A 15,393-nucleotide genomic window follows, 5' to 3' on the forward strand; every position below is an offset into this window, starting at 1 on the left:
GGCCATTGCAGTCACAACGACGGCTCAGGACCGTTAGTGCGCTTTTTGCCCCGGATCAGCGCCAGATATTCGACAACCTTAGAAGCGGGACGCCAGTTAAGGACATTTCCTTCCGAGCTGAATTGCTGATCTGCTCGTGTCTTAGCGAAAGGTTTTAGGCGGTCTTTCGCGTAGTTGTTCGGCAAGTGATAAACCCACGACCAAGAAGGTGTCGCTAAGGAATTTGGATCGACTGGCGATACGTAACGAGCGGAAAAGCCGTCCGGAGGATCTTCGAAGCACAATCCCATTGCTGCGCGACAGGCAACATCCCACTCTGGCCGCACAAGCTTGCTCCGCTCGCGGTCAAATGACGGCGTCTCCACATATTCCATTGCGAGTTCTCGGTCCAAGATGAACATCGCGTTAAATGGATAGTCCAGATTGACGAACGTATACCCATCTAGATGCACACTGTTTCTTGAGCCTAGATCGGTTATACCGATCTGATCAAGCAGATAGAGGCGATTATCAGCGTCGTTGTATTCAATGCGCTGAAATGAAGGTATCAACCTTCTCGCCTTGAGCATCTCTCGATAATGGATGAAATAGCAGAAATTATCAAAAGAAAGCAAAACATCATCTTCGACGTATATGAAATGAGTGTACGTCGATTCGGCTTTTAGGAACCTATCCGAAATAAGATGTTTGTGGCTCCATGGCAGGAGCCAAGGATTAGCAAGTTTTGGGTAGCTCTCAATCAAAAGGCTCTTTTTTGACTTTGAACGTACGGGAAACGGTTTGAAAAGCGGTGCACACAAGTTCGTAATCTGTTTGAGCGATTCGTCTCGGTCAATATTGGTGACGATGAAAATATCCAAAAGATCCACAGGATATTCACAAAGCGCTCGAACGACTTGAAAAAGGTATTGGAGGCGTGTCTCTCGAAAATGAAAAGTCACCGCAACCATAATTCTAATGGGACATTCGGTTCCATAAAGCATGATTTACCTTCAAGCCATCAGGGCACTGCGTAATTCCTGCAAGACATTCAAATAATATCATATTTAGATCCCGCAAAAAGTCATTTTATAAGCGATTGTCGTCGCCCTAAAGCCCGCCAGATGGAGTTCGACGCCGACCTGTAGAGGGACGAAGCATTCACGGATGAGCAGATTATCGCGGTTTTGAAGGGAGCACATGAGGCTTGGAAGGGCGAATTCGCGGCATGGACGCAATTGAATTTGCTGGAGAAGGAGAAAGCAAAGAACAAGCTTCTGGCCAAGCAGATGCTTGATGAGGCCGTCCTTCTGTCAGGCCGACGTAGAAAATTGCCTCCTGACGAGACAAGCAATTGCCGCCCCCAACACATTTTAGAATAGAGGTTTTATGCAGCGGCTGAGTTCAGGTCCTCTCCGGGTCCGCAAGCGGCAAAGAGAAATGCGCCAGAGGCAGCTCACCGGAGCTAGCGCTTCGACTCAACGAGATGGGGCGGGTAGCGAACGAATTGAAGCAATGAATCGTTCGGGCGCCACCCGTCGCGCGTGTTGGAGCGCGGATACTGCCGCAATCCGCGGTGAGTCCGTGGTGAATGTGAATAAATAGCTATCGACGATAGCTTCGCCGATCGGCCGTGAACCGCGTGCTGCAGCAAAACGGCTGAACCGCGCGATCCGGCTCAGATAAAGCTTAGCGGATGCTTGCTTGTAACCGAGCGAGGAGGCCAGCGAGTTCATGCCACGGCGCATATCGGTGTGGCCGGTCGCAATCCACACCCGCACGCCCGACGCAATGGGGATCACCGTAAGCGTCCATCTGCCAGCACCGCCACAGTGGCCTTCAGCGTCGCCGCGCCGACCGTACCCGTGATCCGCATCCGAGCCCCGGCAGCAAACTCGCTCTCGATCGACCCGCCGCTGCTGTCCGGCGCGACTGGACAAGGCGTCGAACCCGACTCCGCGACCACCATCGCCGGCACGAAGCCACGTTGGGCGGCATCCTCGGCTCAGGCCGGAAACGACCGTCGCCATCTCAGCAGCAATGTCCGCGAAACGCCATACCGCGGCGCTGTTGCCGCGACTTGGCGCGGCGCCTGTAAGCTCTCCATGACCAGGAAGAAAGAATCGCTATCCACTTCAGTAACACTGTGACCTGAGGCAATACGCGCGTCAAAGTCGGACATCGCTTGACATCTCCGCGAGCTCCATGCAAGAAAAAGACCGGACGTTGCCGTTCCCTCGCAAAGTCGCCGTGTACCCCGAAGGTGGAGAAATCAACCCGGCATCGGCGACAAGGGCCGCTACCACTTCGGACGCGGAACTAAGCGCATTACGAATCGCTGCCTTGCTCAAGAAAGCCGTCAATTCTCCTGCGGTAGCTTTTCACCAGCACACAAGGGGCGGGCGCGCGTCGTTGAACTCATGGCGAGTGCCCCGTTGGCCTGCAGCAGAGGGGCGGCTCCGTGGACCTAGGAGGATTATCATTTGCATTTATATATTATTTTGAATTTAATTCGGGCATTCAACTTATTGGCCCACGATCCTTGTTGGACGCCAGACGCCTAACTAGAGGCATGGTCACCAGCGGGAATACCAGCGCAGAGCATCGGCTTTACTGGGTCCCAAATATATAGGTCAGTGTTCCGATGGTGGGCTTAGTTCCGAATTCGTCCGAATGTGAAGACGCCCCTTCGATTACGATCGGCATCCCGACTTTCAACCGGGCTAATTGGCTGAAGGACTGCGTCCTTTCTGTGCTCGCGCAATCTTACCAACGATATGAAATCATCGTATCGGACAATGCGTCGACAGACGAAACAGCTGGACTGCTCCGCCAATTCAGCGCCCCCCAGCTGCGAACAGTCACTCAGGAACGAAACTTGGGTCCTATTCCCAATTGGAACGTCTGCGTAAGGGAGGCAAGAGGAGATTACATTGTCATTGTGCCAGATGACGACCGGATCGCTCCGTGGATGCTGGATCGCTGTGTTTCGCTTGTAAGAACGGACCCGAGTCTCGCAGTTATAATCGGAATTGGCGACGTTTACTTGGTGGCTGACCGGCGGACATTACCTGCGGTCGGCAGTCGAAGGCTCGCGACCGGCATCTGGGACGGGATTGATGTCCTGGAGGAATACCTAAAAGGTCGCATATCCGCACACGTCTGCACCATAATGTTTCGAACTGAGGCGCTCAGGGCCATAGGAGGCTGGCCTCTCGATTGGCCTTTCGCTGGCGATTTGGCGACTTGGATGCCAATCTTGCTGTCCGGCAGAGTCGGTCTCATCAACGAAAGCTGCGGGGTTTATTGCCAGCACGCTGAGACGCAAACATCGAAATTTGATATCGAACTTCGCCTGAATGATCTGCGGAGGATCGTCCAACTAATAAGTGAAAGAGCTGATGAAGACGTGAGGGATCCAAAGAGGCGGCGCGCACTTGCATCGCTAGCCAAAGCATACTTCGCGCACCACGCCTTTGGCATTATCGGATCAAGACGGAAAGCGAATGCGACCTTGCGAGACTTGCTCCCTATCCTCTGGCGATGGCGTTGGGACTTAAGCGCAGGCTTGATGCACATCGAATTGGGAGATCTTTTGCCTGTGGCAAGATCCCTGGCTTTGATACTTCTTCCGGCGCCCCTAACTCAGATCGTTCGTCGGGGCATTCGGAGGTTGCGACGGAAGCGGCATTATCCTACTTTCAACGATAAGTGGATGATCTGACGCTCAATTTTCTTGAGCCGTATCTTTCAAGTTATCCACAACGATCAATCGTCCCGGAGCTGGTTTGGTGTTGACGCTCTCTCAAACTTCTCAAACCAGATCTCACGCGTGTCAATCCAGCTTGAGAACGGACGGAGAGTTCCTTGTGCAACTCCGACCGGCAACATAGCTGGGTTTTTCGTTCTCGCGATGATCAATAGTTCCGGTGGACGCTAACAGGTCGGCCGGCGCCGCCTCCGAAATCCTTTCGAGCCAAATCTCACGCCACCATGAGTAGATGCTTCTTGGACAGAACATTCGGTTGTGGCTGTAGCGAGATTGGCAGCATACTCCCTCTAACTGCACGGCCGGGGTTTTTAGCCTGATCATTCTTCCCGTCTTTTCATCGATGAAGCTATTCACCCTCGCCCTAACGCGGTAAGTTCGTCCGCAATAAGGCACCAGTTCTGCATCGAAGCCCAATCCTCGATTTTTGCCCGCTGTATCGAGTGATGCCAGGATCTCCTCGAACGATTTTACACGGACTAACTCACCGGGCTGCAGATTCAGGTCACACGCTGGAGTGGGAGCTCCGAACGGTATATTTCCTTGCCTTCTCGGAAACGGAAAACCGCCCCTCATTCCTTGGAAGCGATCATAGAGCCAACGACCTGGTCGCCCCAGCCTCCCGCGGTACGCAAGCGAACCGAAATAATATCCGACGTAGGCAAGGCCGATGAAGATCCGGCCCAATGTAGCATTCCCGGACGTATAATCCTCAACGTATTGCCTGACGTCCCACCAAGGCAGCGGCGCGGTGTAGTCGAGCAATCGAGTCGCCTGGCAACGGTATATTGGCTCGCCATCAGCGTCGCGGACATCCGTCGCTTTGCAAACGTCATCCTCGGTGCACATAGCCGAGCCGATCATGCCACTAGATGGGGCACAAGATCGTGACGAGGACTTCGCCGAAGTCAATCCGCCTATGACGGGCCTGAGCCACGCTTCCTTCCAAAAGATCAGGCAGGCGGCCTGGCAATTGCCGTATGCTTTGCCATCACAACGAAGATCCAGATGAACGCCGTTCGCGAGCTTTCGTCCAAGCCATTTACCAGTAATCGTATCGCAGGTCTTGTGCGCCCGCTTATAAATCCTGAACGTTTGACCGCAATACTGGAACATTTGCGGCATAAAGGGGAGCCCTTCTAAGCAACCGTCATTGTCGAGCGTGCGCAAGATCTCCTCCTTGCTGCGGACCTCCACCCACTCACCCGATCGTAGCTTGCTCATCTTTTACTCTCCGATGCACTCAGCCAACTTGCTAGTGCTAAACGTTTGATCCGAAAGCTCACTGTGATTAAAAGGTCTTACTACGGCGCGGAAAACGCGCCTCTTATCTCTTTGAAAAGGCCGAAGTAGAATGTCTTCTGTCCCATGAGAAACAGAAGCACCCAGGAATAAACGGCGGCAATAATGCCGCCTCCAATCAGAAGCCTCCAGGAATGCGGGTTCGATCCTTCGAGATAATGCTGGACCGCGAGAGCGAGCGCCGCTGCCACACTGGCGGCGACCAGTGGACGGCCCGCCGCCACGAGTAGATCCCGTGGAGAAATCTGCGTTCCATGCAGGCACCAAATTATGTGCGGGACAAGCCACAACGTCATTGCCGCCGAATAAGCAAACGCCACGCCGCGAGGCCCGTACGGCAATCCGATGATGTAGGCCGCGATGACCAGCGGAGCAATCACGAGCGCGATCTTCAGGCTCCGCATCTGTAGCCCGATCGAATAGAGCAGCCATGCCATCGGATTGATGATGCCGAAGATCAGGATAGTCGGAGTCAGGAAGCGGAAGATGACCGCAACTTCCGTCCACTTCGGACCGAGCAGCAAGCCCACTATATCATCGACGAAGACCGCGCAAAAAATGGTGGTAGGCAAGGTGACTGAAAGGACTAGGACATATCCCTTTAAAAAATAGTTCCTCAATCGTGCAGGCTCGTTCTGGATTCGAGACAATCCAGCAAATGCAACTCCCCCGACTGCCGCGTTGAGTTCTGCGGTAGGGAGATTCACGAGCCGGTAGCCTCGCTCATAAATACCAAGGGCGTCGCCCCCCCAGTATCGGCCCAGCAGCAGCTTCTCGAAATTATAGGCTACATAGATAACGAAACTGTTCAGCGTAACAATTCCGCTGAATCTCAGCATGGTGCCCACTCCCGCGGCTCGGCGGGGCAATCGCGGAATCCATCCGCTGGCCATCCAAACGCAGACCGCGTAGACGGCAGTCGAAACCAACGTCATTCCCAGAATGGACCAATATGCCAGCCCGCCAATCGCCATGCCTATTCCGGCCGCAACGCTCACCAGCTGCGAAAGCAATTCAATGATGGCCAGACTCGTGTATCGCAGTCGACGCTGCAGGAGCGCAGAATGCTGCACCGCTAGCGCTGTCAGGACAAATCCCCCGCCCGTTGCCACAGTCAGCCAGAGCAATCGGGGCTCATGATAAAAGATCACGAGAGCTGGCGCAGTGGCTGCGCAAAGCGCCGCGAGTATCGTTCCGACCAACAGGTTGATCCAGAATAGTGTGGAGATCTGGTCGTCCGTAATGCTGTCGCTTTGCACCGTGGCAGAGGACAGCCCGGCAGTCATGAGAAGTTGAAAGACTCCCGTGACGACTGCCGTCATCGCGACCAATCCAAAATCCTGCGGATCCAGCAGGCGCGCCAAGACAGCCATGGAACCGAGGCGAAGAACGAAATTCGCTGCCTGGCCGCCGAGCTTTGCCAGGCCACCACGAACGATCATCCCCTTCAAGTTTTGCATTACAATCTCCGCAGACGGGCCAGCCCGGCGGCAATGAAGGATTCAGGCGAGTGTGAGCTTTCTCGCCACAAAAGCCTCTGCATACCCGTCTGGCGCCCGGCACTCCATTCCCCTGAGACGCGCCAAGCCGCGAAAGGTCTCCGCATCGAACCACTGTTTGGAGCGCTGGGTACCGAAGTGAAAAATGAGTAAATCTATCTTGCGCTGAATTGCAGCCGCAGAGACTGGCATATAGAAATTGGGCCTTTCCATATCGCCATCCCACTTCGGAATCTCGTACTCAAGAATGAGATGATCGCGAAATGTATTCCAGGTGAGCTGGGCGACCTGGCGATGGTCCTGATGTGCGTCTTCTTGTCGGTGCGTGAGGATTACGTCGGGCCTGACGCGATCTTTCAACGCCTCGAACCAGTTCTTGATTTGCACACCCTGCTCCGGAAAGTAACCATCGCGAAACTCCAGAGTTTCGATCCGATGACTCGCGCCTGCAGCCAGAAAGTCAGCGGCAGAGGCCTTCGCTTCGCGCTCGCGCTCACTCCCGCCACTGAGCACGCACCAGTGAACATCAAGGCGGATGCCTTGATCCATCAAGCTCAAAAGTGTTCCTCCTGCACCAATCTCGATGTCATCTGAATGTGCGCCCAGGCATAAGACTGACAGGCGCTCTCCGGCCGCCGCGAGTTGAAGTCCCCTCATGAGGCCGCCTGCGTGCGCGCTTTGGTAAGAATCTTCCAGGGCATTTCGCCGCGCTCAATCATCTCCTCAAGAACCTGCCGGTCCCGCAGCGTATCCATCGCTCGCCAGAAACCCTCGTATTTGTAGGCCATGAGCTTTCCGGCCTCGATCAGGCGATTAAATGGTTCGAGCACAAGCTCCTCGCCCTCACGTATGTAGTCGAAGATCTCCTTCCGGAAAATGAAGTAGCCCCCATTGATCCAGATCTCGGACTGCTGACTGGAGCGAAAACGCTTGACGGCGTCTCCGCCGTTGAATTCAGCAAGATGAAAATTGAAGGGAGGATGCACGGCAACAAAGCATCCGACCATTCCACTCTTCTTGAACCGCTCGATTATTTCGGGCAATGGCGCGTCGGTCAGGCCATCGCTGTAATTTGCGAGAAAGATATCCTCGTTCTCAACGAGGGAGCGCACCGCCATCAAGCGCTGACCGATGTTTCGCCAAATGCCGGTGTCAACCAGCGAAACATGCCAATCCGGTGGCTGCTCGCCGATGACCTCAACCTTCCTGCCAAAGTTGGAAACAACGCAATCGCTGTGAGCCCAGCGATCCGAGTTGAGGAAATATTCCTTGATCACATTGGCCTTGTAGCCCAGGCACAGTATGAAATCGCGATGACCATACTGACTATAGTATTGCATAACATGCCACAGCATCGGGTGCTGGCCGACGGGTACCATCGGCTTCGGAATGCTTTCAGAATATTCTCGGATGCGGGTCCCGAGCCCTCCACAGAACAGCACAACTTTCATGGCCAGCGCTTCCCATGTTTCTGCCGACCGTTTCGGTCGCTACGATCGCCAAGAGCGGATCCTACAAGTCTCGATTTAAATACATAATTCTCGCTAGTTGAATAGCCGCATTTTAATATGGCGACACCAATTAATCAATATTTTTTGGAAATTAATTTGAAATTTCGCTCTTAAGGATTATCATCATTGAAATTTGGATGCATTTTAATGCCGATCGGGCAATTATGGAGGAAGTGGAGTGATTATAACCGAAACCAAACTTAAAGGAGCCTACATTATCGATATTGAACGCCGCGAGGATCCGCGCGGTTTTTTTGCGCGAGCCTTTTGCCAGAGAGAGTTTAAGACCCTCGGGCTCAATCCGGTCATCGCGCAGGCGAATATCGCGTCAAACATCCGGCGGGGAACCCTGCGCGGCATGCACTTTCAGTTTCCGCCGGCGTCGGAGACGAAAGTCGTTCGTTGCACGCGCGGCGCCATCCTCGACATCATCGTCGACCTGCGTCCCGAAAGCCCGACCTATCTGCAACATGTCGCTGTCGAACTGAACGAGAGCAACCAGCGGGCGCTCTACGTGCCGGAACGTTTTGCTCACGGTTATCAGACTCTCGTCGACAACACCGATACCAGTTACCAGGTGGGGGAGTTCTATACGCCCGAGGCGGAGAGCGGGCTGATGTATAACGATCCCTGGCTTGGATTGACGTGGCCGCTTCCCGTTTCCGTGATCTCGGAGAAGGATCAGAAATTTCGCTTACTCAGCGAGGTCGAATCCGAACTGAAAGGGCGGATGGAGCTCGCCGACATCGAAGGTTGACGCCGACGGCGCGTTGCTCGCAACCCCTGACCGACCCTTCCCAATTGAAAGAATCTACGATGATACTCGTCGACCACTCACTGCAAGCTCGTCATGCAGCAGGAAAGCCAATCCGTGTCGGCCTTCTCGGCGCGGGCTTCATGGCTCAGGGGCTTACCAATCAAATAAACAACAGTGTTCCTGGAATGCGGGTCGTTGCCATGTACAGCCGAAAGCCCCAGCGCGGGCGTGACGTGTTCGGCTATTCCGGCCAGACCGACGTCGTTGACGTGGACAGCCAAGGGCGGCTCGACAAAGCCATTGCCGCCGGCGTTCCGGCGGTTACCGAGGACGCATTCCTGCTCGCCAAATCGGATCTGGTTGACGTGATCGTCGACGTGACCGGATCGGTTGAGCTCGGCGCCCAAGTCGCGCTGGAAGCCTTCAAGCACCAGAAAACCGTCGTCCTCATGAACGCGGAGATTGACGCGACTATCGGGCCCATCTTGCAGGTCTATGCAAGGAAGTACGGCGGCGCCTTGTCCGCATGCGATGGCGACGAACCGGGAGTGCAAATGAACCTGGTTCGATGGGTAAAGGGGCTTGGCTTGATCCCGCGCGTTGTCGGCAACATCAAGGGACTTCAGGACCCGTATCGCAACCCCACCACCCAGAAGGGATTTGCCGAGCAATGGGGACAGAATCCAGCCATGGTCACCAGCTTTGCCGACGGATCCAAGATCAGCTTCGAGCAAACGATCGTGGCCAATGCTACCGGCTTCAAGGTTAGATCACGCGGCATGTCGCGCGGGCTGGAATATCGCGGCGACGTCATGAAGATCGGCACACTTTACGATATAGACGAAGTCCGCGCCCTGGGTGGAATCATCGACTATCTCGTGGGCACACCACTCACCAAGGTTTACGTGCTAGCCGAGCACACCGATCCAAAGCAACAGAAGTACTTGAGTTTGTACAAAATGGGTGGAGGCCCCCTGTACTCATTCTTCACTCCATATCACCTCGTTCATTTCGAAGTGCCGAACTCGATAGCCCGTGCGTTCCTCTTCAAAGATTTGGTCGCCCCTCCCATCGCCGGTCCGGTTGTCGAGGTCTGTGCTGTCGCCAAGCGCGATTTGGAGGCGGGCGAGGTCCTCGATGACTATGGGATGTACATGACCTATGGCGAAGCCGTGAACTCCGAGGAAATGAGCCAAATGCAATACCTTCCTGAAGGTCTCGTAGAGGGTTGCAAGTTGCGGCACGCAGTCAAAAGGGATGCAGTCCTGACCTATGCGGATGTCGATCTACCGCCGGGTCGCCTGGCCGACAAGCTGCGGGCAGAACAATACAAGCACTTCAACGGACACACTTGGCTTGAGCAACGGATCGCCCGGCATGCCTCGTTCGCTCTCACGGCGTGAAGGGCTGGATGATGACCACGTTTGCCGCGTCCGCATCGCGAGGAGGCCACTCGCCCGCCCTACTCGTTGATCCTGAGCGACCGGATCTTCGCATGAATGTTCATCGAGAAGCCACACCCGACGCAATCGGCGGCTGCATCCAAGCCGCGGCGCGTCGTCCCATCTTGATCCCCGACAGTTCAATGTATCGATACGTGAGTTCTGAAACGACTATCGTGGCGGGTATGCTCAGGCATGAAAGCAGCAACATCCCAGGAGGAGTCCCGGAGTAGCTGAAGACGAGCCAAACGATTGCTGAAATGACCGGGTAGTGACAGAGAAAGATCGAATAGGAGCGCAAACCAAAGTATTGCGCCACGGGATTTGTCAACGCGCAGGAGTATATATCGCCACCAAGTCCCGGCCGTTCATGGCACTTCGGCGGAAGACCAAAAAATACAATAAACCAGATCAGGAGCGGTCGCAGATCACGCAACGGAAAAAAGACGATCGCCAAAGCCACGGCCGGAACAAGCCAATTATGACCTTCCACATACGGGTAGGTCAGTCGACTCACAATTCCCGCAACGAAGTAACTAGCTGCAAGCGGCAAGGCTCCGGGCTGAGCAGTGCCGACAAAATTTCTGAACCACAATTCACAAATCGCAACGGCAATGGCCAATAGCGGGAGGAATAAGTCATTTCGGATAACGCAAATTATCAGCGGCGCAACGAGATAGAATTGCCATTCCAGCGAAATGCTCCAGGCGGGCATGTTGAATGCGTACTCCGAATACGGCAACGCTGCATTGGAAATGGCACCGTGCAGCATCGTGGCATGCGCGAGAAAGTGTGACCAGAAGTACTTATGATTGCTTGCGGCGACATCATTCACAACCCTTGCGAATTCGGGATCGTTAAAACCAGGAGCGGCTAGCGAAATGGCAAGCAGGTCGTTGGCAAAGAAACCAATAATGCAGGTGGTTGCAAACAACGGAAACAGTCGTGCAAAGCGCTGCACAAGATAAACCGGATATGCTTGCGATTTTTCAACGACAACGTGCGTGATCACGAAGCCGCTGACGATAAGAAAGACGAGGACAGCGGGTGGGCCCAACGATCTGAACTGTGCCGCCAATGCTCCCGTATTGAAGCCCGAACAGTATGCGAGGTGCGCCAAGACCACGGCCCACGCCAGCCAGCCTCGCAGTCCCTCGATCGCTCGAAACTTTTTCAGCGTGGCGCCCTTTCCCTATTTCGTTGGAATCGAAAAGGATGGCACTTGTCGCTAACATCGGTTCAGAGAATGTTATTTCCATTTGTCGGGATTTTGGCGTTTTGGCGTCTGGTCATTAACAAATCTAAATTTTCCGGCTTTGGCTCAAAATAAGGTGACGACTATCGCGGCGCCTCGCAACGCCAGAGCCCTTCTCGGCTTATAGTCCTAATGAAAGCTCGGCTGGCCGCTACTCGAGAGCTTCCGCTATTTGGTGATTTTCAAGAAGAAAGCGACCTTGCAATGCCTTACCCGCGACATTGTCGGCAACTTCGGCGAATGACGCCCCGAAGCAACGCCCGAATCCAGGCAGTCAGCGCGGGCCTGCGCTAGCGGAACCGCGGGGCGCAACAGCAGTATACCCGCGCTGGCTTCCCGCTCACCCGGCTTTCGTCTACGGTGAGCCGAGCATTCAAGACACCGCTGCGAGCTGCAGTCTCGTGCGGCGTAAGTCGCTACTAAGAATTCTCTCCGCCAGCAGTTTCCGAATATGGCCGATGCGTTGATATTGCGGCCCCTCGAACTCCTCCAAAGTCAATTTTGACGAACGATAGACCCTGTAGAGCTGTTCGGCGCCCATCCGAGCGTCCCAGCGCGGCTGGAACCCTGGCAACTTGCGGCGGATCTTTTCGAAGCTCACTCGGTAGGACCGCTCATCTGGACTCGCATCCTCCGCAAACTCCACCGTGGAATTCGGCACCACACTCGCGACGATCTCGGCTAGATCCCGAATTCGATAATTGTGAGCGGTCTGACCGACATTGAATGCCTCATTGAAAACGGATTCGGCAGGCGCCTCCAATGCGGCTATGAAAGCTCGAGAAATATCCTCGATGTGGACGATCGGCCGCCAGGGCGAGCCATCCGATTTCAGGTGAATTCTTCCTGTCGTAAACGCCCATGCAACAAGGTTATTCAGGACAATATCGAAGCGCAGTCGCGGCGAAACTCCGTACGCTGTCGCCGGCCTCAGATACACCGGGCAAAACCCGTCACCGGCCAACGCCGAAATATCACGTTCGGAGGCTACCTTGGATTCTCCGTAGGCCGTTACCGGATTGAGCGCGGCGGTCTCATCGATCATTTCCTCGCCGGCTTTTCCATAGTTGCTGCAGGATGAGGCGAACACGAAACGACGTACGCCGGCATGTTTCGCAATCTCGGCCATGCGAACGCTTGCGCGATGATTGATCTGGTCAGTCAGTTCAGGCCTCAGATTGCCGAGCGGATCGTTGGAGAGCGCGGCTAGATGCAGCACAGCGTCGAAGCCAACGAGATCCGCAACCTCCGCATCTCTGACGTCCTTCCAAATCGTCGGGACCTCGAGAATGCTACCGCCAGCAGCGTATGTACACCGGGAGTAGATATCGCTGTCCATTCCAGCCACCTCGTGACCGGCGCCGACCAGCATTGGCGTCAAGACCGTGCCGATGTAGCCAAGATGACCTGTTACAAGAACTCGCATTGCCATTCTCCATCGCACTCAATTTTATGAATGAAATTCTGCCCGGCTTCGGTGTTTCGGCTTGCGCCCTGTCAAGCGCCGGCCCTCCTATCGGGAAGACCGCGTCGAGCACGCAAAGTGCAGTGCCAGGATGGCTGCACGCACGGCTTCTTCACGGGATGTTGTGGCACAGCAAGAGGACTCATGAAGCCAGAGCCTGCCGTTGCCGCGCGGTCGCAAGTCCTCGTTCGGAGCGCCACCACTTCACAAACTCAGTTAGTCCGAGTTCGAGCGGCACCGTGGCTTGGAACCCTAGCAGACGTTCCATTTTGCCTGTCGACGCCACGCGGCGCAGTACAGGATTGATCGAGTGCTCGGGCGCGATTTGCGGGAGCACGCCGTCATGGCCCATAACGGAAGCCAAGGCCGAAGCGAGCTGCACCAGGCTTGTTTCGATGCCGCTCCCCACGTTGAACACCTCGTCGCTGACCTTTGCTCTCGCCGCAAGGATGGTTGCGCGTGCTGCGTCACGGACATGCACTAAATCCAACGTCTGCTGGTCGTGCCCAACTATCACCGGCGGCGTTCCAGCCTCCACTTCCTCCATCCAGCGGATCAACATCTCGGCGTATCGACCGTGCACGTCCATTCGGCTGCCATACACGTCAAAATATCTCAAAGCGATATAGTCGAGACCATGCATATCGTTATAAGCGCGGAGCAGGCCTTCATTGCAGACCTTGGCCGTTCCACAGACGGTACGGTTTCCATACGGGTTCTGATGCTCCGTCGTCGGAAATTCCTCCGCCGCGCCGTACACCGAAGCGGAGGACGCGGCGATGAACTTCTCGACGTCATACCTGACGCAAAGTTCAAGCAGGTCGAAGGTACCGTTCACCATGACCTCCATGGCAAGACGCGGTTCGGCCATGCAATGAGCGCTGCATGGTGCAGCGTGGTGAAAGATGATGTTGGCTCCCTTCACAAGAGCTTCCACCAACTTGGTGTCGCGTAAATCGCCGCGGACCAATCGCACGGGTCCTCGATTAAGCGACTTCCTAAGATTCTCCGGTCGGCCGGTCGTCATATTGTCTAGCGCGACGATCTCGACGCAGCCTTCGTCGCACAACAAATCTACGATATGCGAACCGATGAATCCGGCACCTCCGGTAACGAGAACGCGTTTGCCCTTGAGATCCATCCTGACCGCTCTCCTTGTTCTAGGCCAATCGGCCATATCGAGGCATTTTGTCCTGAAATGCCCAATTGCTTCGGAATATTTGCGTCTCTCCTGTCGCGGCCTTTCTCACTTCGGCGGCAACAATGCCGGGTCGCTCCGGCAACAGCTCGGGATAAATGGGAAGCGATAGAAACTCACGCGCAAGCCTCTCACTTACAGGCAGATCGCCGATGCGATATCCGAGTTCTACGTAGCTCTGTTGTAGATGGACCGGAACAGGGTAATGAATGCCAACGCCGATCCCCGCGCGGTCCAGCATGGCAAGATTCTGATCGCGATGCCGAAGCCTAAGGGCGTAGATATGATAGACATGCCGGCTGTGGCTGGGCGGCCGCGGACGCGCGAGTGCCAGATTGGACAGCTCCTGATCATACTTCGCGGCGATCAATCGACGTGCCTCGGTACAGGCTTCGATGTCGTCCATCTTTACGTTCAGTATTGCCGCCTGAACTTCGTCTATTCGGCCATCGTATCTTGCGACAATATGATTTCGATCGTCCTCCGGCGTTCGATCGAGGAGCGCGGACACGCGTCGCGCAAGTTCCGGCTGATCGCTAACAACTGCTCCGGCCTCGCCATGAGCTCCGAGATTCTTGTCGGGATAGAAGCTGAAGCAGCCGAAATCTCCGATCGAGCCGGCACGCCTTCTCTTGTACACAGCACCATGCGCCTGCGCAGCGTCCTCGATTACAAAGAGACCATGGCGGCGGGCAATCGACATAATTGGATCCATGTCCGCCATAAGCCCATGCAGACGGGCCGGCAGGATCGCCCTCGTTTTGTTCGTAATCGCAGCCTCGATCAGAGCAGGGTTCATCGTCCAGGTGATTGGATCAACGTCCAGAAAGGCAGGTGTTGCACCGCAGCTGATAATGGCGGCCGTCGCCGTGACGAAATTCTCGAGACCGTGATCACCTCATTGCCCGGCCGCACTCCAGCAGCCAGCAATGCAAGACGGAGCGCCGATGCACCACTGTTAACGGCGCTGCAGCAAGCAACGTTGCAGTAATCCGCGAAGCGCTTCCCGAAAGCGCCCGCTTCACGTCTCCATGTGGACCGTTCGTCTCGAATGGCACGCGCGATCGCAGCGTCGATTTGCGATCCGACTGTCCGAGCTTGTGCTTTCAAATCCAAGAAGGGTATCAAATCGGTTACTCGCCGTCGAACAACCCAAACATATTTAATAGCATTATTCTATTTAAATCAAATCACAAATGACAAAAATAGAATCGCA

12 protein-coding genes and 1 pseudogene are annotated in these 15,393 nt (G+C 55.0%); 3 read left to right on the forward strand and 10 right to left on the reverse strand.

Annotation, left to right across the window (positions count from 1 at the left end; all coding sequences use genetic code 11):
- Nucleotides 1-11: 11 nt before the first annotated feature.
- The gene (locus IVA91_RS23690; RefSeq protein ID WP_247459215.1) at nt 12-983 is read right to left on the reverse strand and encodes a hypothetical protein; all 972 of its coding nucleotides are present in this window, start codon (nt 981-983) and stop codon (nt 12-14) included.
- Between the two features lie 474 nt (nt 984-1,457).
- Entirely contained in the window at nt 1,458-1,781 is a 324-nt protein-coding gene (locus IVA91_RS23695) for a hypothetical protein (RefSeq protein WP_247459217.1), read from the reverse strand.
- Nucleotides 1,782-1,811: 30 nt separating this feature from the next.
- Here IVA91_RS23695 and IVA91_RS23700 point away from each other — a divergent pair, with 30 nt between their 5' ends.
- Nucleotides 1,812-2,129 (forward strand): hypothetical protein, encoded by a 318-nt coding sequence (locus IVA91_RS23700; protein ID WP_247459218.1) that lies wholly within the window; start codon nt 1,812-1,814, stop codon nt 2,127-2,129.
- Between the two features lie 1,685 nt (nt 2,130-3,814).
- Here IVA91_RS23700 and IVA91_RS23705 read toward each other — a convergent pair.
- The 4 genes from IVA91_RS23705 to IVA91_RS23720 all read right to left on the reverse strand — a co-directional run bounded on the left by IVA91_RS23705 (nt 3,815) and on the right by IVA91_RS23720 (nt 8,000).
- Complete coding sequence (locus tag IVA91_RS23705) at nt 3,815-4,972, reverse strand: hypothetical protein (RefSeq protein ID WP_247459220.1); 1,158 nt, start codon at nt 4,970-4,972, stop codon at nt 3,815-3,817.
- Between the two features lie 80 nt (nt 4,973-5,052).
- Nucleotides 5,053-6,510 (reverse strand): lipopolysaccharide biosynthesis protein, encoded by a 1,458-nt coding sequence (locus IVA91_RS23710; protein WP_247459222.1) that lies wholly within the window; start codon nt 6,508-6,510, stop codon nt 5,053-5,055.
- 42 nt (nt 6,511-6,552) lie between these two features.
- Complete coding sequence (locus tag IVA91_RS23715; RefSeq protein ID WP_247459223.1) at nt 6,553-7,206, reverse strand: PIG-L deacetylase family protein; 654 nt, start codon at nt 7,204-7,206, stop codon at nt 6,553-6,555.
- Nucleotides 7,203-8,000 (reverse strand): sugar phosphate nucleotidyltransferase, encoded by a 798-nt coding sequence (locus IVA91_RS23720; protein WP_247459225.1) that lies wholly within the window; start codon nt 7,998-8,000, stop codon nt 7,203-7,205. Before IVA91_RS23720 ends, IVA91_RS23715 begins: the two co-directional genes overlap by 4 nt.
- A gap of 238 nt (nt 8,001-8,238) precedes the next feature.
- Between IVA91_RS23720 and rfbC the strand changes: the two genes are divergently transcribed.
- A complete protein-coding gene (rfbC, locus tag IVA91_RS23725; protein WP_247459227.1) occupies nt 8,239-8,817 on the forward strand; it encodes a dTDP-4-dehydrorhamnose 3,5-epimerase in 579 nt (192 codons plus the stop codon).
- 59 nt (nt 8,818-8,876) lie between these two features.
- Nucleotides 8,877-10,220 (forward strand): Gfo/Idh/MocA family oxidoreductase, encoded by a 1,344-nt coding sequence (locus IVA91_RS23730; protein ID WP_247459229.1) that lies wholly within the window; start codon nt 8,877-8,879, stop codon nt 10,218-10,220.
- Nucleotides 10,221-10,320: 100 nt separating this feature from the next.
- Here the strand turns inward: IVA91_RS23730 and IVA91_RS23735 are convergent, their stop codons facing one another.
- The 4 genes and pseudogenes from IVA91_RS23735 to IVA91_RS23750 form a co-directional block, all read right to left on the reverse strand.
- A complete protein-coding gene (locus IVA91_RS23735; RefSeq protein WP_346015520.1) occupies nt 10,321-11,436 on the reverse strand; it encodes an acyltransferase in 1,116 nt (371 codons plus the stop codon).
- A 451-nt stretch (nt 11,437-11,887) separates the two neighbouring features.
- Nucleotides 11,888-12,940: an SDR family oxidoreductase gene (locus IVA91_RS23740; protein WP_247459234.1), complete on the reverse strand. Its 1,053-nt coding sequence runs from the start codon at nt 12,938-12,940 to the stop codon at nt 11,888-11,890.
- 181 nt (nt 12,941-13,121) lie between these two features.
- Nucleotides 13,122-14,120 carry an NAD-dependent epimerase/dehydratase family protein gene (locus IVA91_RS23745; RefSeq protein ID WP_247459236.1) on the reverse strand — a complete coding sequence of 333 codons (999 nt, stop codon included), beginning with the start codon at nt 14,118-14,120 and terminating at the stop codon, nt 13,122-13,124.
- 19 nt (nt 14,121-14,139) lie between these two features.
- Nucleotides 14,140-15,305, reverse strand: a pseudogene (locus tag IVA91_RS23750) (DegT/DnrJ/EryC1/StrS family aminotransferase).
- Nucleotides 15,306-15,393: the final 88 nt, after the last annotated feature.

The organism is Bradyrhizobium sp. 153 (assembly GCF_023073835.1).
Taxonomy (GTDB): domain Bacteria; phylum Pseudomonadota; class Alphaproteobacteria; order Rhizobiales; family Xanthobacteraceae; genus Bradyrhizobium.